Source organism: uncultured Aquabacterium sp., from assembly GCF_947366995.1.
Lineage (GTDB): Bacteria > Pseudomonadota > Gammaproteobacteria > Burkholderiales > Burkholderiaceae_C > Aquabacterium.
Genome location: NZ_CANBCC010000077.1, coordinates 1 through 18751, shown reverse-complemented (window position 1 = coordinate 18751; position 18751 = coordinate 1). Strand labels below are relative to the sequence as shown.

Annotated in this window: 19 protein-coding genes, 1 pseudogene and 1 riboswitch; of the genes and pseudogenes, 13 read left to right on the top strand and 7 right to left on the bottom strand. The window is 66.5% G+C overall.

Features of this window, described 5'->3' with window-relative positions:
• Both Q0Z44_RS15990 and Q0Z44_RS15985 read right to left on the bottom strand, forming a co-directional pair.
• The coding region (locus tag Q0Z44_RS15990) for a DUF2726 domain-containing protein (RefSeq protein WP_298014597.1) at positions 1–662 on the bottom strand (662 nt) is incomplete at its 3' end.
• 93 nt (positions 663–755) lie between these two features.
• Positions 756–1454, bottom strand: coding sequence for a GNAT family N-acetyltransferase (locus tag Q0Z44_RS15985; RefSeq protein ID WP_298014596.1), 699 nt, complete (start codon positions 1452–1454; stop codon positions 756–758).
• Positions 1455–1908: 454 nt separating this feature from the next.
• On the opposite strand from Q0Z44_RS15985, the gene rplM reads away from it, so the two are divergent.
• The 6 genes from rplM (at position 1909) to erpA (ending at position 5561) form a co-directional block, all read left to right on the top strand.
• A complete protein-coding gene (gene rplM / locus Q0Z44_RS15980; protein ID WP_294638427.1) occupies positions 1909–2337 on the top strand; it encodes a 50S ribosomal protein L13 in 429 nt (142 codons plus the stop codon).
• Positions 2338–2346: 9 nt separating this feature from the next.
• On the top strand, positions 2347–2742 hold the full coding sequence (gene rpsI / locus Q0Z44_RS15975; RefSeq protein WP_109034695.1) for a 30S ribosomal protein S9: 396 nt from the start codon (positions 2347–2349) through the stop codon (positions 2740–2742).
• 132 nt (positions 2743–2874) lie between these two features.
• Positions 2875–3912 carry an N-acetyl-gamma-glutamyl-phosphate reductase gene (gene argC, locus Q0Z44_RS15970; RefSeq protein WP_298014591.1) on the top strand — a complete coding sequence of 346 codons (1038 nt, stop codon included), beginning with the start codon at positions 2875–2877 and terminating at the stop codon, positions 3910–3912.
• On the top strand, positions 3912–4637 hold the full coding sequence (locus Q0Z44_RS15965; RefSeq protein WP_298014589.1) for a DUF6776 family protein: 726 nt from the start codon (positions 3912–3914) through the stop codon (positions 4635–4637). Before argC ends, Q0Z44_RS15965 begins: the two co-directional genes overlap by 1 nt.
• A gap of 67 nt (positions 4638–4704) precedes the next feature.
• A complete protein-coding gene (locus Q0Z44_RS15960) occupies positions 4705–5154 on the top strand; it encodes a polymer-forming cytoskeletal protein (protein ID WP_298014587.1) in 450 nt (149 codons plus the stop codon).
• A gap of 23 nt (positions 5155–5177) precedes the next feature.
• Entirely contained in the window at positions 5178–5561 is a 384-nt protein-coding gene (gene erpA, locus Q0Z44_RS15955; protein ID WP_298014585.1) for an iron-sulfur cluster insertion protein ErpA, read from the top strand.
• A gap of 75 nt (positions 5562–5636) precedes the next feature.
• Here the strand turns inward: erpA and Q0Z44_RS15950 are convergent, their stop codons facing one another.
• Together Q0Z44_RS15950 and Q0Z44_RS15945 are read right to left on the bottom strand one after the other, a co-directional pair.
• A complete protein-coding gene (locus tag Q0Z44_RS15950) occupies positions 5637–6830 on the bottom strand; it encodes an anhydro-N-acetylmuramic acid kinase (RefSeq protein ID WP_298014583.1) in 1194 nt (397 codons plus the stop codon).
• 4 nt (positions 6831–6834) lie between these two features.
• Complete coding sequence (locus tag Q0Z44_RS15945; protein WP_298014581.1) at positions 6835–8274, bottom strand: M23 family metallopeptidase; 1440 nt, start codon at positions 8272–8274, stop codon at positions 6835–6837.
• Between the two features lie 158 nt (positions 8275–8432).
• On the opposite strand from Q0Z44_RS15945, the gene tyrS reads away from it, so the two are divergent.
• The 3 genes from tyrS (at position 8433) to Q0Z44_RS15930 (ending at position 11916) form a co-directional block, all read left to right on the top strand.
• Positions 8433–9689 (top strand): tyrosine--tRNA ligase, encoded by a 1257-nt coding sequence (gene tyrS / locus Q0Z44_RS15940; protein WP_298014578.1) that lies wholly within the window; start codon positions 8433–8435, stop codon positions 9687–9689.
• A gap of 226 nt (positions 9690–9915) precedes the next feature.
• On the top strand, positions 9916–10722 hold the full coding sequence (locus tag Q0Z44_RS15935; RefSeq protein ID WP_298014576.1) for a PEP-CTERM sorting domain-containing protein: 807 nt from the start codon (positions 9916–9918) through the stop codon (positions 10720–10722).
• A gap of 111 nt (positions 10723–10833) precedes the next feature.
• On the top strand, positions 10834–11916 hold the full coding sequence (locus Q0Z44_RS15930) for an OmpW family outer membrane protein (protein WP_298014574.1): 1083 nt from the start codon (positions 10834–10836) through the stop codon (positions 11914–11916).
• A 23-nt stretch (positions 11917–11939) separates the two neighbouring features.
• Here Q0Z44_RS15930 and Q0Z44_RS15925 read toward each other — a convergent pair whose 3' ends face one another.
• Entirely contained in the window at positions 11940–12479 is a 540-nt protein-coding gene (locus Q0Z44_RS15925) for a hypothetical protein (RefSeq protein ID WP_109034710.1), read from the bottom strand.
• Positions 12480–12621: 142 nt separating this feature from the next.
• Here Q0Z44_RS15925 and pdxH point away from each other — a divergent pair, with 142 nt between their 5' ends.
• Positions 12622–13275 carry a pyridoxamine 5'-phosphate oxidase gene (pdxH, locus tag Q0Z44_RS15920; protein WP_298014571.1) on the top strand — a complete coding sequence of 218 codons (654 nt, stop codon included), beginning with the start codon at positions 12622–12624 and terminating at the stop codon, positions 13273–13275.
• Positions 13276–13314: 39 nt separating this feature from the next.
• Here pdxH and msrA read toward each other — a convergent pair whose 3' ends face one another.
• Positions 13315–13869: a peptide-methionine (S)-S-oxide reductase MsrA gene (gene msrA, locus Q0Z44_RS15915; RefSeq protein ID WP_298014599.1), complete on the bottom strand. Its 555-nt coding sequence runs from the start codon at positions 13867–13869 to the stop codon at positions 13315–13317.
• Positions 13870–14039: 170 nt separating this feature from the next.
• On the opposite strand from msrA, the gene Q0Z44_RS15910 reads away from it, so the two are divergent.
• The gene (locus tag Q0Z44_RS15910; RefSeq protein ID WP_298014569.1) at positions 14040–14906 is read left to right on the top strand and encodes a YdcF family protein; all 867 of its coding nucleotides are present in this window, start codon (positions 14040–14042) and stop codon (positions 14904–14906) included.
• Positions 14907–15151: 245 nt separating this feature from the next.
• On the opposite strand, the gene Q0Z44_RS15905 is transcribed toward Q0Z44_RS15910, so the two are convergent.
• Positions 15152–16747 carry a UbiD family decarboxylase gene (locus Q0Z44_RS15905; protein WP_298014567.1) on the bottom strand — a complete coding sequence of 532 codons (1596 nt, stop codon included), beginning with the start codon at positions 16745–16747 and terminating at the stop codon, positions 15152–15154.
• A 315-nt stretch (positions 16748–17062) separates the two neighbouring features.
• Between Q0Z44_RS15905 and Q0Z44_RS15900 the strand changes: the two genes are divergently transcribed.
• Together Q0Z44_RS15900 and glyA are read left to right on the top strand one after the other, a co-directional pair.
• Positions 17063–18076 carry a transglycosylase SLT domain-containing protein gene (locus tag Q0Z44_RS15900; protein ID WP_298014565.1) on the top strand — a complete coding sequence of 338 codons (1014 nt, stop codon included), beginning with the start codon at positions 17063–17065 and terminating at the stop codon, positions 18074–18076.
• Positions 18077–18128: 52 nt separating this feature from the next.
• Positions 18129–18265, top strand: a riboswitch (ZMP/ZTP riboswitch).
• Positions 18266–18338: 73 nt separating this feature from the next.
• A pseudogene (gene glyA / locus Q0Z44_RS15895) lies at positions 18339–18751 on the top strand (serine hydroxymethyltransferase); the annotation flags it as partial.

Below are 18751 nucleotides of genomic sequence, written 5' to 3'. Positions count from 1 at the left end.
GCGTCAAGGCGGCTGTCAAAGGCGAAGAAGGAGTCGGGTGCGAAGCCCGACTCCGCCCAGCGCACCGCGCGCTCGGCGCGACGCTCCTTCAATCGGCGCGCCAGTTGGTCGCCCGCATGGGACAGAGCGCCGGGCTCGAGCGGGTCGGTGGCGCGCATCGGCTGGCCCTCGACACCGTGGCCGAGCACCCACGCCGCCAGCAACGGCGGCGGAGGCCATTGACCCGGCTGGCAGCGCAGATGACGTACCCGGCAGACATCCAGCACCGCCTGCGTGAGTCGCGCGGTACGGGGTGAGGGCATGGCACCGGGCAGATCCAGGTCGATCGCCGCGATCGCGGTGCCAGTCGGGGTGCACACCAGCATCGACACCGTCAGCGCCTGCAGCCGGTCATACCACTGGCGAGCGGTACGCGGCTCGGCCGCCTGGCAGAACCGCACGAGACTCACTTTCGCCAGCACCACATGCTGGGGCAGGGCGGCCTTGAGTTCCCGGTACAGCGCACGCTCGTGCGCGGTAAACAGAGGCCGAGGGCGCAACGGCCAGCTGTCGGGCCAGGTGCGCACACGCTGCCGTTGGCGGCGACCGTGCAACCACCATCCCAACAAAATGCCGGGCAGCACGCCGCATGCCACGGCTGCCGCCACCTGCGCACTGTTCACATTGACCCCTGAAGCCCCCGTTTCAGGCCATGCTAAGTGGGCGGCCGGTTCACTTCTACCCCCTGGGGAGGGGGCTTTCAGTGTCAAACCCCCTCAAGCAGAGGTCATCAGCAGGCGCAACCAGTCGCTGGCGTGCAGTGCCTGGTACTTGATCCGGTACAGCGCTTCGGCCGCCAGGGACTGCAGCGAACTGTCGATGTGGCTCCCCACCGTGTCCGGCGGCAACTTCAGCCAGGCCTCCGCCTCGGGGCCGTCCCGCTCGACGGCCGCGCCCGCCTTGCTGGCAATGCGCAGCATCGGGGCGTTCTCGCTCAGCGCATGAATCATCAAGTGGCTGGCACCCCGGTTGCGGGCATGCATGATCGCGTGCTGGAACAGCCGCGAGCCCAGACCCTTGCCGCGGCCCTGGGGCAGCACCGACACGCCGAATTCCATGGCGCGGCCGCGCGACGACTCGTCGCCATGCGGGCCTTCGCCGGGCATGGCGGCCAGGTGGGCCACCGCCACCAGCTGCAGCCGGCCATTGAAGATGCCGAAGACCTCGTCCCGGCGGAAGTCGATCGAGGCCACATAGCGGGCCACCTGCTCCTTCGAGGCCTGAAAGCCGAAGCGCAGGTAGCGGTCGTGGTCGTCCAGCTGCAGCAGGTGATCCAGGATGCGGGCGCGGTGGCGCGCGTGCAGGTCGCGGATCGGTACCCAGCCATCGTGATGGCTAGGGCGGCTGGGCGGTGTGCCCCCGGTCTTGTCCAGACCGAAGCGGTCGAGTGTGTCGGGTGTCTTGGTTGCGGTCATCGGTGACCCCTCGTTGCCCTGGGCCGGGGGCGCGTCAACATGCTGCGCCCCCTGAATTCCTCATCACCTAGGGTTTTCCCGAAGGGTAAGGGAATTCCCTGTGTCGCGCAACCGCCCTCCTGCAGGTGCCCTCGTATCGCGTGATGGCATTCACGACAAACGTGCCCCGTCCAGGCTTCGCGGCCCAGCTTTCAATGAGGCGCAAAAGAGCTTGGCGCGGTGCGCGATTCACGGCTAGAATCGCGGGTTCCCGACATGGTTGCCGGGATGGCCTTTGCTTTTCTTGCAGGGGCCGGAGCTGATCGACACCCGGTCGGCCGCGCGGTGCAGGCGCTTGCCTGCATGTCTTTCAGCGCGGTTGCCGTCGGCCAGCTTCGTTGCCGGAGAGGCCACCACCTTCCAAGAAGTGGTTCCAAAGGCGACTGTCAGCCAGTTTTACCACTTAGGAAATCTCATGAAGACCTTCAGCGCCAAGCCGGCCGAAGTGAAGCACGAGTGGTTTGTGATCGACGCCACCGACAAGGTGCTCGGACGAGTGGCCAGCGAAGTCGCTCTCCGTCTGCGCGGCAAGCACAAGGCCATTTACACGCCTCACGTGGACACCGGCGATTTCATCGTCATCGTCAACGCCGACAAGATCCGCGTCACTGGCACCAAGGCCAACGACAAGGTTTACTACCGTCACTCGGGCTTCCCCGGCGGCATCTACGCCACGAAGTTCAAGGACATGCAAGCCAAGCACCCTGGCCGTGCCATCGAAAAGGCCGTCAAGGGCATGCTGCCCAAGGGTCCCCTGGGCTACGCCATGATCAAGAAGCTGAAGGTCTACGCAGGCAGCGAGCATCCGCACGCCGCTCAGCAGCCCAAGGCCCTGGAAATCTAAGGATCGGCCATGACTATCGGTAACTGGAACTACGGCACCGGCCGTCGCAAGTCCTCCGTGGCCCGCGTCTTCATCAAGAAGGGCACCGGCCAGATCATCGTCAACGGCAAGCCTGTCGAGCAGTATTTCGGCCGCCAGACCTCCATCATGGTGGTCAAGCAGCCGCTGGTGCTGACGAACAACGCCGAAGCGTTCGACATCAAGGTCAACGTGCACGGTGGTGGCGAATCCGGCCAGGCCGGCGCTGTCCGTCACGGTGTCACCCGCGCCCTGATCGACTTCGACGCAACCCTGAAGCCCGAACTGAGCCGCGCTGGTTTCGTGACCCGCGACGCCCGTGAAGTCGAGCGTAAGAAGGTCGGTCTGCACGGCGCCCGTCGCCGCAAGCAGTTCAGCAAGCGCTGATCGATCTCCTGGACCGGTGGCCTTCGCTGCCGGGTTCCAGCACCCGCCCCAGGCCCGTGCCTCGGGCGGGTTTGTTTTTTCTGGCGTCACCGCGTGTCCCTACAATGGCGCCTCAGCTGAAAGGACCCACACATGATCAAGGTCGGCATCGTCGGCGGTACCGGGTACACCGGAGTGGAACTGTTGCGCCTGCTGTCGCAACACCCCGAGGTCCGCATCCACGCCATCACCTCGCGCAAGGAAGCCGGCATGCCGGTATCCGACATGTACCCGAGCCTGCGTGGGCATGTCGATCTGGCCTTTGTGACGCCCGATGACGCCGGGCTGACTGAATGTGATGTGGTCTTCTTCGCGACGCCGCACGGCGTGGCCATGGCCCAGGCGCGCGAACTCCTCGCGGCCGGTGTCAAGGTCATCGACCTCGCGGCCGATTTCCGCCTGAAGGACACGGCGGTGTTCGAGCAGTGGTACGGCATGGCGCACACCTGCCCCGACCTGCTGGAAGAGGCCGTGTATGGCCTGCCTGAACTGAACCGCGACGCCATCCGCACCGCCCGCGTGATCGGCAACCCCGGTTGCTACCCCACCTCCGTGCAGCTGGGTTTTGCGCCGCTGCTGCGTCACAAGTTGATCGACCCCACCCACCTGATCGCGAACTGTGCCTCAGGCGTGTCGGGTGCGGGCCGCAAGGCCGAGGTCCATACGCTGATGGCCGAAGCGTCGGACAACTTCAAGGCGTATGGCGTCAAGGGCCATCGCCACGGCCCGGAAATCAACCAGCAACTGCGCGCCATTGCCGGCGACGACAGTGTCAACTGCCTGTTCGTGCCGCACCTGCTTCCGCTGATTCGCGGCATCCATTCGACCCTGTACGCGCGCCTGAACGACGCGGGCCAGGCCGCCGACCTGCAGGCCACGTTCGAGGCCTTCTACCAGGGCGAGCGTTTCGTCGACGTGCTGCCGGCCGGCAGTGCCCCCGAGACGCGCAGCGTGCGCGCCAGCAACACCGTGCGCATCGCTGTGCACCGTCCGCAGCCCGACACCGTGATGGTGCTGGTCGTGGAAGACAACCTGACCAAGGGTGCTTCGGGCCAGGCGGTGCAGTGCATGAACCTGATGTGCGGCCTCGATGAGCGCCTGGGCCTGACGGGCGTGCCGGTGCTGCCCTGATGCGATGGCGGCTCTTGCGCCGGCGGCTGTCGATCAGCGCGCCGCGCATGGCGGTGCGCAGCCACTTGCCCTGGCCCTTGCGGTGGGCGGTGGCGGCGTTGGTGCTGGGCTTCTCGGCCGCGCTCGCGCTGTGGGCGTTCGAGTTCGGCCGCAACATCGCCGGGCTGAACCAGGGCGCTGACCGGCTGAACGAGACACTGATGCACACACGTGAGCAACTGGCGCAGGTGCGCGAGGAGCGTGACCGCGCGCAGTCGGTGGCCAATTCGGCGGACAGCCTGCTCAAGGCCGAGCGCGTCACGCAGCAGCGGCTGGCCGAGCAGGTCAAGGCGCTCGAGGCCGAGAACCTGGCCCTGAAGGACGACCTCGGCTTCTTCGAGCGCCTGCTGCCTGCAACCGGCGGCGCCGGCGTCTCGGTACGGGGCCTGCAGGGCGAACTGACCGGCGCAGGCCAGTTGCGTTACCAGCTGCTGGTGATGCAGCGAGCCGATGGCCGTATCCAGAGTGAGTTCCTGGGCCGCTTCGAGCTGTGGCTTTCGGGCATCCGGGACGGCAAGCCCTGGACCGACAGCAGCCCGGTGGTGGCCCGCCCGCTGCAGTTCAAGCAGTACAGCCGCGTGGAAGGCGTGGCGCGCTGCCCGACCGATGTGCAGTTGCGGACAGTGCAGGTTCGTGTGCTGGACAGCACGGGTTCCGTCCGTGCAAGCCAGTCCCTGAAGCTGTGAGGCCGTTGACCTGTGCCTGCAACGGTGTACGCTTGACGTTTCGGCCCTGTCGAGGTTGAGGAAACACATGCTCGGATGGAAGAAAACCCCGCCCATACGCACGCTGGTTGGTGAGGGCACCGTCGTGACCGGTGAACTGCGGTTCAGCGACGGCCTGCGCATCGATGGCGAAGTGCAGGGCGACGTGGTCGCCTCGGGTGAGGGCCGCACCTTGCTCGTCATCAGCGAAAAAGCCCGTGTCCATGGCAAGGTCAGGGCGGGGCATGTCATCATCAACGGGTCTGTTCATGGCCCTGTGGTGGCCGAAACCCTGCTCGAATTGCAGCCCAAGGCCCGCATCGTGGGTGATGTGAAATACGAAGCCCTTGAAATGCACCAGGGTGCCACCATCCAGGGTGGTCTCCTCCCGCTTCAGGCCGACGACAAACCGGGCCTCAAGCTCGCGGCGTCCGCCACCGGAGCGCCCGACCGCGGCTTCTCGCAGCCTGCCGCCCCGAACCCGCTGCACAAGATTTGAAATCCCCTCCCGGAGTTGATCCCATGACCGCTGTTGCCCAAGAAACCCAGACCGCCGCCTTCGCTGACGACATGCCGCCTGCCCCCATTGTGTTCACCGACGCCGCCGCCGGCAAGGTGGCTGAACTGGTGGCCGAAGAAGGCAATCCCGATCTGAAGCTGCGTGTGTTTGTGCAGGGTGGCGGGTGTTCGGGCTTCCAGTACGGCTTCACGTTCGACGAGATCGTCAACGAAGACGACACCAAGATGGAAAAGAACGGCGTGACCCTGCTGATCGACGCCATGAGCCTTCAATACCTCGTGGGCGCCGAGATTGACTACAAGGATGACCTGGAAGGTGCCCAGTTCGTGATCCGCAATCCGAACGCCACGACCACCTGCGGTTGCGGCTCCAGCTTCTCGGTCTGACGCCCCTCGCGATCCAGCATGAAGAAGGGCTGCCAGCAGGCAGCCTTTTTGTTGGGCGGTGCCGGAAGGCGGTGCTCAGCGTGCCGGATAGAGCGCGCCCAGCACACGGGGACCACGCGCCCCGGTGACCTCGGGCACGTTGCCCGCCAGTCGGGCCACATGCCGCCACGCCAGCCAGGCAAAGGCGGCCGCCTCGACCTGCATGACGTCCAGCCCGTGGGTGTCCGAGCGCCCCACGCGCACACCGGGCAGTTGTTCGCCCAGCCGGCGCATCAGGTCGCCATTGAGGGCGCCCCCCCCGCACACCACCACATCGGTGGCATCCGGCGCGTGCTGCTGAATGGCCGTGGCGGCACTGCGGGCCGTCAACTCGCACAGCGTGGCTTGAACGTCCCGCGCCACGTCGGTGTCGCCCAGTGGGCCATCGGTCAGGCCATGCGGGGCCAGCCAGCGCGACAGCCAGTCCGGGTTGAACAGGTCGCGCCCAGTGCTCTTGGGTGGCAGCAGGCTGAAGAAGGGTTCGGCCAGCGCGTCGGTCAGCCAGTCCTCGCGCACCTCGCCCGCAGCACCCCACTCGCCGTTGGCGTCGTAGGCGTGGCCCGTCTGCGACTCGCACCACAGATCCAGCAGGGCGTTGCCCGGGCCACAATCGAATCCCAGTGGAGGCTGGCCAGGTCGCAGGATGCTGACATTCGCCATGCCGCCGATGTTCAGCACGGCCACGGTCTGGTCTGGTTGGCCGAACAATGCCTGGTGGAAGGCGGGCACCAGGGGCGCACCTTGCCCACCGGCCGCCATGTCGCGCGTGCGAAAGTCGGCCACCACATCGATGCCCGTCAATTCCGCGAGCAGGGCCGGGTGGTTCAGCTGCCAGGTGTAGGCCAGATCTGGCCGATGGCGGACCGTCTGACCGTGTGCACCGATCGCCTGCACCTCGCTGGGCAGCACATCGGCGGATGTGCACAGTGCGTGCACGATCGTGGCGTACAGCACCACCAGCGCCTGCGCGGCCTCGGCACTGCGGTGCAATTCATCGTGGCCCGGGGTGTTGAGGTCGAGCAAGGCCTGGCGCAGGGGCGGCGGCAGCGGTCGGTGCGCGTGCGCCAGCGTCCGCCACGCACCGTCTTCATGGCGCATCAGCACCCCGTCCACGCCGTCCAGTGACGTCCCGGACATCAAGCCGATGTACAGGTTGGACCGCTGGTGGCTCGATTGCCCGGAAGGCGTCAGGCCGGGTTGGGGGCTGGGGGCGGCCGAGTCGCCGGGCATGGCTTTATTCGAAGCGCGGGCCGGACTGGGTGCCTGCGGCGGCCCATTCGCTCGCCATGTCGAGTCGCGCCGCGATCGCGCCGACCTGGCTGCGGAAGCTGGCGAGGGCCTGCGGCGACAACTGCAGCGCCTCGGATGCGCGCGCCACCACCATCGGGTCGACCTGCTGGCCCTTGACCTTGAACTCGAAGTGCAGATGCGGGCCGGTTGCCCAACCGGTGGCGCCCACCGCACCGATCAGCTGACCCTGCTCGATGCGCTGCCCCTTGCGCACATCAATGCGGCTCAGGTGGGCATAGACGGTCTGACGGTCGCCCGCGTGCTGCACCTGCACCACGTTGCCGTAGCCGTTCTGCACGCCCGCGAAGTTCACCACGCCTTCGCCGACGCTGCGCACGGCCGTGCCGGTCGGGGCACCGAAGTCAACGCCCAGGTGGGCGCGCCAGGTCTTGTGGATCGGATGGAAGCGCATCGCGAACCCGGAGGTCACGCGCGAGAAGGCCAGCGGCGACGCCAGGAATGCGCGGGTCTTGCTGCGGCCGTTCAGGTCGAAGTAGGCCCCCTTGCTGCTGCCGGGTTGCTGGAACCAGACGGCGTCGTGGGTCTCGCCCTTGTTGATGAAGCGGGCGGCCAGCACGCGTCCGGTGCCGCTCGTCCAGGTCACGGCCTCGCCATCCGCCATCAGGGCTTCGTACAGCACGCTGAAGGCATCGCCCTTGCGCAGTTCGCGGCGGAAGTCGATGTCGCTGCCGAAGATCTCGGCCAGCTGGTTGGTCACCGCGTCCGGCACGCGCGCGTCGTCGGCGGCAGCAAACAGCGACGAGCGGATCGTGCCCGACGCCAGCTGCTGGGCGCGGCTCAGCGGCAGTTGCTCGGAGCGCACGTCCCACTGAACTTGCCCGCCCGCCGCCGCGCGCTGGATGGTCACCCGGGTGAAGTGGGTGTCGGCCTGTTCGGCGTGGGTTGCAGGCCCGCGCACCACAAGTTCGCGCAGGCGGCCGTTGTCCACAATGGCCTTGATCGCCTTGCCGGCCCGGCCCTGCAGTACGCTGGCCGCGACCGCGTCTTCACGCAGCAGGCGTGCCGCGTCGGCGTCGTCGACGCCCAGGCGGCGCAGCAGGCTGTCGGCGGTGTCGCTGCTGCGCGTGACATCGCTGCGGTACAGCGCCAGCGGCTCGGCGTCCAGCCGGCCCAGCTCGGCCGCCAGCGCCGGCGCCTGGACGGTTTCAACGACCTCGACCACGGCGGGCTGGCCGGTGTCGGGCAAGGTGGTCAGGGGCGCCACACCGAAGGCGGTCACGGCGGAACCTGCCAGCAGGGCCAGCACGGCGGCGCTGACGCGGCGGGGGTGTCGGTGGGCCGCGGACTGAATGGCTTCAGCGCGGTGGAGGAGGGAGGTGAGCGGCGAGGGCGTGGCGGTCTTGATCTGCTTGGAAGAAGTCAAAACGGGAATCCTTCTGGTTCGGGAGAGAGCCTGCGCCCCGCTCCCCTAAAATCAGCCCGCGTCGTACGCAGGCAGTAGCCCGCGCGCGCGCACAATCAGCGGAGTATAGCCCCGGCCCGGGGCGCGTTGATCCGCAGAATTCCACACGATGGCCCGTCATGTTGCACCCTGAAAATCCCGCACCCGTTACGCCCGATCACCCCGTCTCCGACCGTGTCCGTGAGGCGCTTGCCGTGACGCTGCGTGGCGTGGAAGAGCTGCTGCCCGAGGCCGAGTGGGTGAACAAGCTGGCCCGTTCCGAGGCCACGGGTGTGCCGCTGCGCATCAAGCTGGGCCTGGATCCGACCGCGCCAGACATCCATCTGGGCCACACGGTCGTGCTCAACAAACTGCGCCAGCTGCAGGACCTGGGCCACACCGTCATCTTCCTGATTGGCGACTTCACTTCGCTCATCGGCGACCCTTCCGGCCGCAACGCCACCCGCCCGCCGTTGACCGAGGAACAGGTCAAGGCCAACGCCGAGACCTATTACAAGCAGGCGAGCCTGGTGCTCGATCCGGCGCGCACCGAGATCCGCTACAACAGCGAGTGGTGCGATGCTTTGGGTGCGCGCGGCATGATCCAACTGGCCAGCCGCTACACCGTGGCCCGCATGATGGAGCGCGACGACTTCACCAAGCGCTTCAAGGCCGGCACCCCGATCAGCGTGCACGAGTTCTTGTATCCGCTGATGCAGGGCTATGACTCGGTGGCGCTGAAGGCCGACCTGGAACTGGGCGGCACCGACCAGAAGTTCAACCTGCTGATGGGCCGCCACCTCCAGGCGGAGTATGGCCAGGAGCCGCAGTGCATCCTCACCATGCCGTTGCTCGAAGGTCTGGATGGCGTCGAGAAGATGTCCAAGTCCAAAAACAACTATATCGGCATCAGCGAGGCGCCCAACGCCATGTTCGCCAAGCTGATGAGTGTCAGCGATGACCTGATGTGGAAGTACTTCACCCTGCTCAGTTTCCGCCCGCTGGAGGAAATCGCCCGCCTGAAGGCCGCCTGTGAGGCTGGCGCCAATCCCCGCGATGCCAAGGTGATGCTGGGGCAGGAAATCGTGACGCGCTTCCACAGTGCCAAGGCTGCGGAAGAGGCGTTGCAGGATTTCGTCAACCGATCACGCGGGGGGATACCGGACGACATCCCGGAACTCGCGGTGACTTTGCCGGTCGATGGTCTGGGCATCGGCGCGTTGCTGAAGCAGGCCGGGTTGGTCGCCTCGACCAGCGAAGCACTGCGCCTCATCGAGCAAGGCGGCGTACGCCTGGATGGGGAAGTCGTTCGTGAAAAAAGTCACAGAATGTCGGCTGGTACCCATGTGGTCCAAGTTGGCAAGCGAAAGTTCGCCCGCGTGACGCTTTCAAGCTGATTCGGGGGTAACCCCGACGCATGATCACGGGGGAGGGTCCGGACCCCTGGTGTTTTCCTGAGGGATTTAACACGTGTCTGGAGGGTCCCCCGCGTTGTCTCCACCCGAAGGGCGCCGCTATCCTTCAATCGAACAGACGTTTAAAGGTCTGTGCGAACCGAAGGAAGACGCGGATGCCTCCGGAGCGCAGAAAAATTCAAAGGTCCGCTTTGAAGTGGAGATAGACATGAAATTTGCAATGAAGAGCATCGTCGCCGCGGCTGCCTTCCTGGCCGTTGGTGTTGCCAGCGCTGCGACGCAGACCGTTGCAGTGGGCGGTTCGGTCAACGGCTTCACGCTGGTCGGCGGCACGGGCGCCCTGACGTTCGACCGCTCGCTGGTCACCGCGATCAACACCGGCGCCATCCAGCTGTCGGCGGTCAATCCGGCCACGGCAACCCTGGTCAAGACCTCGACCGGCAAGTACAGCAACGTCGAAGGTAGCCGTCCGGTGTTCAACGCACCGATCACGTCGCTGAAGGTGGACACCGCCACCAACCAAGTCACCGACGCCTACACCGCCGGTGGCGCGCTGATGGTGGCTCCGGCCGAGATCGAGGGCGACGCCAACCTGGCCTCGACCGGTGGCTCGCTGTCCGTGACCAACATCCACGTGGACCTGCTGGCCAAGAAGGTCTACGTGGACATCACCGGCGCCAACGGCGTTGGCACCAAGACCAACTACTACCTGTGGGACGTCACCACGATTTCGGGTGACACCGCCCTGAAGGACGGCACAGCGCTGACCTCGATCACCGGCCTGACCATCGCTGGCGGCACCACCGGCGACGCGTTCAACACGTTTGCCAAGTCGCTGGGCCTGACCGCAACGGGTATCACGGCCATGCAGGGCATCACCAACTACGGTTCGATCGCTTCGACCATCACGGCCAAGGCGGGCACGACCCCGGCTGTGCCCGAGCCCTCGACCTACGCTCTGATGGGCCTGGGCCTGGCCGGTATCGCGGCTGTGGCCCGTCGCCGCGCCAAGTAATCCAGTTCCTGGATGAGGAGGGGGCGCGCGTGATGCCGCCCCCGAGAGCAGCCGCTGCAAGCGGCTGTTTTCTTCTCGACGCCTGAACGCTGTAGATATAACGGAGACCGCATGATCCGCCGTGGACGTTTCGCCCTTAACCTTTTCTCCCTGGCGTTCGCTGCCAGCCTGTCCGGCGGTGTGCAAGCGCAAGCGTCCGACCCGTATATTGCCAAGCAGCTTTCGAGCGCGGTTCGCGGCAATCTTTTCATGCGCCTGGGCTATACAAGCATTTCGGTCGACAACAAGTCGGGGGACGCCTACGACGTGACCGGACCGGTGGTGACGACGCAGGACCTCCGAGACGCAGCGGCGCGCGGCGATGCACTGGATGCCAGCGACCCCCTGAGTCCAGCGAATTTCGACATCGGCGCGGAAACCGGTTCCATCTACGCGGACTACATCGGCCTGTTTGCCAACGCGGTGGATCAGGTTGGCGGTGGACTTGGCACGCCCCGTGGCGTCAAGGCCAAGGTGGGCAACGCTGCCACAGTGACCATGAGCCTGGGCTACTGGCTCACCGACGATCACACATGGGTGGCGGAGGCCTATGTGCTCGCCGCTCCGCTGACCGTGAAAACAAGCGGTGCAGGCACAACCTACGGCGGACGGCCCAACGGATTGGCCGGGAAGGAAATCGTTCGGACCAAGATGTTGCCGCCGCTGGTGTCATTCGGCCGCTATTTCGGCGCCAAGGACAATTGGTTTCGGCCCTACCTGGGTCTCGGGGCGACGTATGCCATCTTTTTCGACACAAAGACCACGGGTGTGTACGACGATTATGTCGGCGGTCGCTCGACGGCAAAGTTGAAGAACGCCGTGGGTGCGGGCCCGTTCGTGGGCTTCAAGGCCCGCATCAATGACGACTGGCACGTCAGCATGTCAGTCGGGCAGATCAAGATCAAGACCGAAGCCACGCTGACCACCTACAACACGCAGTTCCAGTCTGGAGACCGTGTGCTGCAGGACTACAGCGAGGCGGTCAACGGTCAGATTCGCTTGGCCGAGCGTGAAGCCGACAGCCAGTTCGTGACCAAGCTGATGAAGCTGGTGGCGATGGACCGCGGCGGCAAGGACCTGGGGACCTACGTCCGCAAGCAGGACCAATCGCTGACCAACACCATCTTTAATATCAGCATCGGTCGCAGCTTCTGATCTCAGGTGCCGCCCGGGGTGTATTACGGCGCGCTGGGTGGCGCAGCGAGGTCGACCGTCGCAGCCGGATAACGCGTGGCCAGCCGCTCCAGATCCCGCGCGCTGTCGAGCCGAAGCAGCTCCGAAAACAGTTCACCCGAGACGCCGATCGGCCTGGCACCTGTTGAGCCGGGCGCAGGGTGGACCACCGGGAAGCTGGGCAGGCAGTCGGCCATCGCGTGCAGGCTGACTGCGGGCAGCGGCGCGCCGTTCAGTGGAAGCAGCAGCCAGCCTCCGGCCTGAGGGCTGGCCTCCACGCCGGCGCGAATGGCGCGCCCCAGCCACTGGCCTGGCCCTTCTTCGCCGTCATCCTCGATCGTCAGCACGTGATTGCCTGGCAGGATGGCCTGCGCATGCGCTGCCATGCCAGGCGGCGTGACCACCAGAGCCGGCAGGCCGGTGGACAGGACGTTGTGCAGCGTCTGAGCCAGGGCCTGCGGGTCTCCGCTGGCTCCCGTGTTGCCGCGCGGGCCGGCTTCCGAAACCGGGCCGGCCAGAACGATGACGGTGGCGGAGGAGGTCATGGTGATTCGCGAGGGGTGGAAGTCCAGTTTGAGCCGGGTTGTTGCAGTGCACCACCGTGGCTTCACTTAGGTGCATACCCGTGCCGGATGGACTTGACGGGCGTCATCGCGCGGGCGCCGCAAAGTGCCCGATACTCGTGCCATGGACAAATCATCTCCTCACGATCTGGCGCAGATGCGCAAGAGCTATGAGCTGGCCGAACTCGATGAGGCGCAGGTTGCGCCCGAGCCCATCGACCAGTTCCATCGCTGGTTCGATGAAGCCGTTCGGGCCAAGGCCCTCGAGCCCAACGCCATGACCGTGGCCACGGTGGGCGCCGACGGTCGACCGTCGACCCGCGTGCTGCTGCTCAAGGGCGCCGACGCGCAGGGCCTCGTCTGGTTCACCAACTACGAAAGCCGCAAGGGCCACGACCTCGCCGCCAACCCGTTTGCTGCCATGCAGTTTTTCTGGGGCGAGCTTGAGCGTGTCGTCCGCATCGAGGGGCGGGTCGAGCGGGTCAGCGACCAGGAATCCGATGCCTACTACGGCAGCCGGCCGCTGGGCTCGCGCATCGGGGCTTGGGTGTCACCGCAGAGCCGTGTACTGAGCTCGCGCAGCGAGTTGGAAGCCGCGTGGGCCCGGCAGCAGGCCGCTCTCGGCGACGATCCACCGCGCCCGCCGCACTGGGGTGGCTACCGCCTCGTACCCGACCGCTGGGAGTTCTGGCAGGGGCGCCCCTCGCGCCTCCATGACCGCATCGTCTACCAGCGTCTGGCAGACGGAACGTGGCAGCGGCAGCGGCTCGCCCCCTGACTGATCGCATGGGCCGCCACGCCGGGGTGGCACCGCGCCTCAATCCTGTCTGAGCAGGTCGGGGAACAGGGCGCGGGACTTGTCCACCTTGGGGGCCACCACGAACGCACAGTAGCCCTGATGCGGGTGCTGCTCGAAATAGCGCTGGTGATAGGCCTCTGCCGGGTGGTAATTGGCCAAGGGCGCCACTTCGGTGACGATGGGGCGCTCGTAGATGCTGCTCATCGTCAGCTGCTCGATGAAGTCGCGCGCCGCTTCAGCCTGCTGCGCATCGTGCGTGTAGATGCCGGAGCGGTACTGTGTGCCGACGTCATTGCCCTGTCGGTTCAGCGTGGTCGGGTCGTGCACAGCGAAGAACACTTCCAGGAGCTGACGGTAGGTGATCTGGGCCGGATCGAAGCGCACCCGCACCACTTCGGCGTGACCGGTCCCGCCAGCACAGACCGCCTCATAGGTCGGCGCCGGATCGTGCCCATTGCTGTAGCCCGATTCGACCTCGACCACGCCGCGCAGGCCGAGAAAAACGGCTTCCACACACCAGAAGCAGCCGCCTGCGAAGGTGGCTTCGGACAGCGTGGGGACGCCGGGCGGCATCCCCGGTTGATGTGATTCCATGACCGGCTTCTCCTGCTTAGACTGAGGCCATTATCCGGCCCGGGCATTCACCTTGTCGTGAAGGTGTGTTCGGGCGGTGCGACGTCTCCGCGGCGGTAACCACAATGACAGGGTCGGTCGGCGAACCAGGCTCGGGAGGTGCATTTTTCATGGCGGACTGGGCCCTTTACAAACCGGTGCTGGCGGCTCTGGCCTTGCCGCCGGTGCCATTCCTCTTGCTGGTGCTCGTGGGCGCACGTTTGATCCTGCCGCGGCGTGGGCTGGGCTGGCTGCTGGTGCTGCTGGGCGTGGCGGGGCTGTGGTTCAGCAGTTGCGAGCAGACGGCGCTCTGGCTGCAGAACGGGGCCATGCGCCCGCCTCCGGCGCTGTTCGGGGCCGAGCAGGCGCGGCTGGCATCGCAGGGGCGTCTGTACGCCTCTCAGGCGCGTCGCGCGCCACGCGCCGCGGTTGCACCACCGGCGGCCATCATCGTCCTCGGTGGTGGCCTTGAGCGGCTCGCGCCAGAGTACGGGGTGGCGGCCTTGTCTGTGGGCAGCGAGCGGCGCCTCCACTACGGCGTCTGGCTGAGTCGCCAGACGGGCCTGCCCCTCGGTTTCAGTGGGGGTGTCGGCTGGGCGCAGCAGGGCGGTCAGGTGGGGCCTGGCGAGGCCGAGATCGCTGCCCGGGTCGTCGAGCGCGACCATGGCATGCAGTTGATGTGGCAGGAGTCGGGCTCGTCGGACACGCGTGAAAACGCGGCGCGGACGGTCGCCATGCTGGCACCGCAGGGCATCCAGGAAATCGTGCTCGTCACCGACGCGGTTCACATGCCCCGGGCACAGCGTGCTTTCATCGAGGCCGCTCGCCGGGCGCTGGTGCAGAACCCCGGCGGACCCATCATCCGCGTGACGCCGGCGCCGGTCGCGTTCTGGCGTCGCGGCGAGCGCCCGGTGCTCGACTGGCTGCCTTCGCGTGATGGGATGGCGCATGTGCGCGACGTCTCACGCGAGTGGCTCGGCTGGCTGGCCGGCGCATGACAGTCTGACGCCACAAAGAGAAACCCCCGGGCTAAGCCGGGGGCTGGAGCGGCGCGCGGGCCGTCCGAGGAAAGCACAGAGCGGAGTGTCTGCACTTCCCAGAACGCAGTGACTGCGTTCTTTTGGGTGCCTGCATCAAGCAGGTGAAGTCAGATTACGCCCGGTGCGGCAGGCATGCAAGCCCTTGTTACACATTGTGCGCAAGGACGTGCGGTGCGTCTCGAACCCGAGGCGAACGAGGCGCGTCAAGCGCGTCGTCCGGACGCCAGCACCGCCTCGACCAGCCCGTCCACCCGGCGTTGCACAGCGTCCGGCATGGTGATCGTGCGGCCCCATTCGCGGTGCGTCTCGCCAGGCCATTTGTTGGTGGCGTCCAGCCCCATCTTGCCGCCCAGACCACTCACCGGTGAGGCGAAATCCAGGTAGTCGATCGGCGTGTTGTCCACCAGGGTCGTGTCGCGCACCGGGTCCATGCGGGTGGTCACGGCCCAGATCACTTCCTGCCAGTCACGGATGTTCACGTCGTCGTCCACCACCACGATGAACTTCGTGTACATGAACTGGCGCAGAAAGCTCCACAGCCCGAACATCAGGCGCTTGCCGTGCCCCGCATAGGCCTTCTTCATGCTGATGATGGCCATGCGGTAGCTGCAGCCCTCGGGCGGCAGGTAGAAGTCGACGATTTCGGGGAACTGCTTCTGCAGGATAGGCACGAAGACCTCGTTCAATGCCACACCGAGCACGGCGGGCTCGTCGGGCGGCTTGCCGGTATAGGTCGAGTGGTAGACCGGGTTGTCGCGGTGGGTGATGCGATTCACCTCGAACACGGGGAACCAGTCCTGCTCGTTGTAATAGCCGGTGTGGTCGCCGAAGGGGCCTTCCAGCGCGTGCAGGTAGCCGCCCTTTTCCTTGAGGGGCACGCCGTGTTCGCTCACGCCTTCGAACCCGGCCGGAGCCGGCGGGATGTGGCCTTCCAGTACGAATTCGGCGGAGGCCGGCACCTGCAGGCGCGTCTCGCCTTCGCCCACGCCGGTGTCCACCACCTCAGTGCGGCTGCCGCGCAGCAGGCCGGCAAACTGGTACTCGCTCAAGGAGTCCGGCACGGGTGTGACGGCACCCAGGATGGTGGCCGGGTCCGCGCCCAGCGCCACTGCGATCGGAAAGGGCTGGCCGGGGTTGGCCAGCGCGAATTCGCGGAAGTCGAGCGCACCACCACGGTGGGTCAGCCAGCGCATGATGAGCTGACGGCGGCCGATCAGCTGTTGTCGGTAGATGCCCAGGTTCTGTCGGCGACGCGGTTGCGGCACGCCTTGCGGTCCACGGGTCACGACCAGGCCCCAGGTCAACAGCGGCGCGGCATCGTCCGGCCAGCAGTGCTGGATGGGCAAGGTGGTCAGGTCAACATCACTGCCTTCCATAACCACCTCCTGGCATGCCGCGCGCCGCACCGAAGCGGGCTTCATGTCCCACAGGGCTTTTGCCATCTGCAGCAGCTTGCCGGCGTCCTTCAGTCCGCGCGGGGGCTCGGGTTCTTTCAAGCTGGCCAGCACACGCCCGATGTCGCGCAACTCGCTCACGTCCTGCGCACCCATGCCCAGGGCCACCCGTCGTGGGGTGCCGAACAGGTTGGCCAGAACAGGAATCCGGTAGGACTGTGCCTGCCCGTTAGCCCCCCCTGGGCGGGTGGGTTGCTCGAACCAGAGGGCGGGGCCACCGGCGCGCAGCACCCGGTCGCTCAGTGCCGTCATCTCCAGGTGAACGGAAACGGGGTCATGTACGCGACACAGTTCACCCTGGGCCTCAAGGCCCGCCACAAAGTCACGAAGATCGCGGTATTTCATCAGTCGGTGTTATAAGGATTGAATCCGTTATGCTTGACTGGTTATTACAGCGGTGCCTAGAATCCGCCTCCGTTGAACCCGGTGTCTGAATTCTCCGGGTTTCCCCTTGCGCCCCACTGCGGGGTGCAACGCTGCCAGCCCTGGCACACCCCTGCGGTCCACGTTGTTCGGACCGCCCTTCGTGATGGCGACCGCGCACTGCACAGCGCCGCCATCGTCCAGCCGGGGCCATTATCACTGCCGCTCGGGCGCGGCACGGTCTGGCCTTGAGCCTGACGCCGTCGTGTCCCGGGTGCCGGTGTGGAAAGGAGAAACATGACAGCGTGTGATCGTGCAGCGGATGGGCAGGAGCCCTCCGCATGGGTCGGGCCTCAGTGGTTGAAGTCCGTCCTTGCCACCTCCGGTGGTGTGTCGGGTGCGTTGCGCCTGTTCTTGTCCGACGTGCTGGGCGGCCTGCGCCTGGTGAGCCACAACGCCCTGGCCATGCTGGGCCTGGTCGCGGTGGCGGTGGCGCTGTTCCTGTTCCACCGCCCCGAAGTGCGCCATGAGCTGGAAGGCCGGGCGCTGAGCTGGCTGGTCGAGCGGGCCAATGTGCGCCTGGTGAACGCCAATGAGGGCGAGGCCGATGACGGCGCTGCCCTGGCCGAGCTGGCCGAGCCCGAGGCGATCCAGCGTGCCACGGCAGCCAATCCGGCCGAGCTCAATCGCCAGCAGGCGGCGGTCGCCTACTGGATTGCCCGCCGGTACAACGTCGCCCCCGAGCCCATCAGTCGCCTGGTCCAGGAGGCGTGGTCGGTGGGGCAGCGCATGGGTGTCGAGCCCACGCTCGTGCTGGCCGTGATGGCGGTGGAGTCGGGGTTCAACCCGTTCGCCCAGAGTCACGTCGGCGCCCAGGGCCTGATGCAGGTGATGACCGGCGTGCACCATGACAAGTACGCCATCTTTGGCGGCAAGAACGCGGCGTTCGATCCGGTGACCAACCTGCGGGTGGGTGTACAGGTGTTGAAGGACTGCATCCGGCGCGCAGGCAGCCTGGAGGGCGGCCTGAAGTATTACGTCGGCGCTGCCAACCTGGCTGACGACCGCGGGTACGGCGCCAAGGTGCTCGCCGAGCAAACCTACCTGCGTCAGGTGGCCAACGGCCGCTCGGTGCCGGTGATGGCGCCGCTGCCTCAGGCCACGGTGCAGGCTGCCACGCCGGCCGCGTCGCCGTCGGTGACGGTGGTGCCGACGGCCGCCCCGGCCGGGGCATCGGGCGTGGCACCGGCTGCCAGCGAGATCCCCGCGGTGCCCCATCGCCCCGAGCAGGTGGCCTTGCTGGTGCATTGACCCGACGCGCCGGCCCCCGGCTGGCGGGCTGGGCTGCCCTCCGCTACAATCAAACCCGCTGCGCAACTGGCGATACACGGCGGGTTTTTCGTTTTCAACAACGACCCGCCTGAGGTGGTGAACCACCGGGAAGCGTGGCCGGCTGGCTCGCAAAGCCACGCCGATGTGCCGTTCGCCTGGGCAGCCCTCACGCCGACCACCAGCCCCCTCCGGGCCGGATCGGGCCGCGGGTCTTCAACACCATGAAGAGGACTGCCAAGTCATGTTTGACCGCGCCAAGCACACCATTGCCAACGTCGATCCCGAACTGTTCGCTGCCATCCAGGCCGAGAACACCCGTCAGGAAGACCACATCGAGCTGATCGCCTCCGAGAACTACACCTCGCCGGCGGTGATGGAAGCCCAGGGCTCCCAGCTGACCAACAAGTACGCCGAAGGCTATCCCGGCAAGCGCTACTACGGTGGCTGTGAGCACGTGGACGTCGTCGAACAACTGGCCATCGATCGCCTGAAGCAGCTGTTCGGCGCCGAGTTCGCCAACGTGCAGCCCAATTCGGGCTCTCAGGCCAACCAGGCCGTGTTCTTCGGCCTGCTGCAACCCGGCGACACCATCATGGGCCTGAGCCTGGCCGAAGGCGGCCACCTGACCCACGGCATGCCGCTGAACATGTCGGG

Bases quoted from the DNA above. Each gene is read 5' to 3' on its own strand.
- Q0Z44_RS15985 (WP_298014596.1), bottom strand. From the start codon at position 1,454: ATGACCGCAACCAAGACACCCGACACACTCGACCGCTTCGGTCTGGAC.
- rplM (WP_294638427.1), top strand. From the start codon at position 1,909: ATGAAGACCTTCAGCGCCAAGCCGGCCGAAGTGAAGCACGAGTGGTTT.
- rpsI (WP_109034695.1), top strand. From the start codon at position 2,347: ATGACTATCGGTAACTGGAACTACGGCACCGGCCGTCGCAAGTCCTCC.
- argC (WP_298014591.1), top strand. From the start codon at position 2,875: ATGATCAAGGTCGGCATCGTCGGCGGTACCGGGTACACCGGAGTGGAA.
- Q0Z44_RS15965 (WP_298014589.1), top strand. From the start codon at position 3,912: ATGCGATGGCGGCTCTTGCGCCGGCGGCTGTCGATCAGCGCGCCGCGC.
- Q0Z44_RS15960 (WP_298014587.1), top strand. From the start codon at position 4,705: ATGCTCGGATGGAAGAAAACCCCGCCCATACGCACGCTGGTTGGTGAG.
- erpA (WP_298014585.1), top strand. From the start codon at position 5,178: ATGACCGCTGTTGCCCAAGAAACCCAGACCGCCGCCTTCGCTGACGAC.
- Q0Z44_RS15950 (WP_298014583.1), bottom strand. From the start codon at position 6,830: ATGCCCGGCGACTCGGCCGCCCCCAGCCCCCAACCCGGCCTGACGCCT.
- tyrS (WP_298014578.1), top strand. From the start codon at position 8,433: ATGTTGCACCCTGAAAATCCCGCACCCGTTACGCCCGATCACCCCGTC.
- Q0Z44_RS15935 (WP_298014576.1), top strand. From the start codon at position 9,916: ATGAAATTTGCAATGAAGAGCATCGTCGCCGCGGCTGCCTTCCTGGCC.
- Q0Z44_RS15930 (WP_298014574.1), top strand. From the start codon at position 10,834: ATGATCCGCCGTGGACGTTTCGCCCTTAACCTTTTCTCCCTGGCGTTC.
- Q0Z44_RS15925 (WP_109034710.1), bottom strand. From the start codon at position 12,479: ATGACCTCCTCCGCCACCGTCATCGTTCTGGCCGGCCCGGTTTCGGAA.
- pdxH (WP_298014571.1), top strand. From the start codon at position 12,622: ATGGACAAATCATCTCCTCACGATCTGGCGCAGATGCGCAAGAGCTAT.
- msrA (WP_298014599.1), bottom strand. From the start codon at position 13,869: ATGCCGCCCGGCGTCCCCACGCTGTCCGAAGCCACCTTCGCAGGCGGC.
- Q0Z44_RS15910 (WP_298014569.1), top strand. From the start codon at position 14,040: ATGGCGGACTGGGCCCTTTACAAACCGGTGCTGGCGGCTCTGGCCTTG.
- Q0Z44_RS15905 (WP_298014567.1), bottom strand. From the start codon at position 16,747: ATGAAATACCGCGATCTTCGTGACTTTGTGGCGGGCCTTGAGGCCCAG.
- Q0Z44_RS15900 (WP_298014565.1), top strand. From the start codon at position 17,063: ATGACAGCGTGTGATCGTGCAGCGGATGGGCAGGAGCCCTCCGCATGG.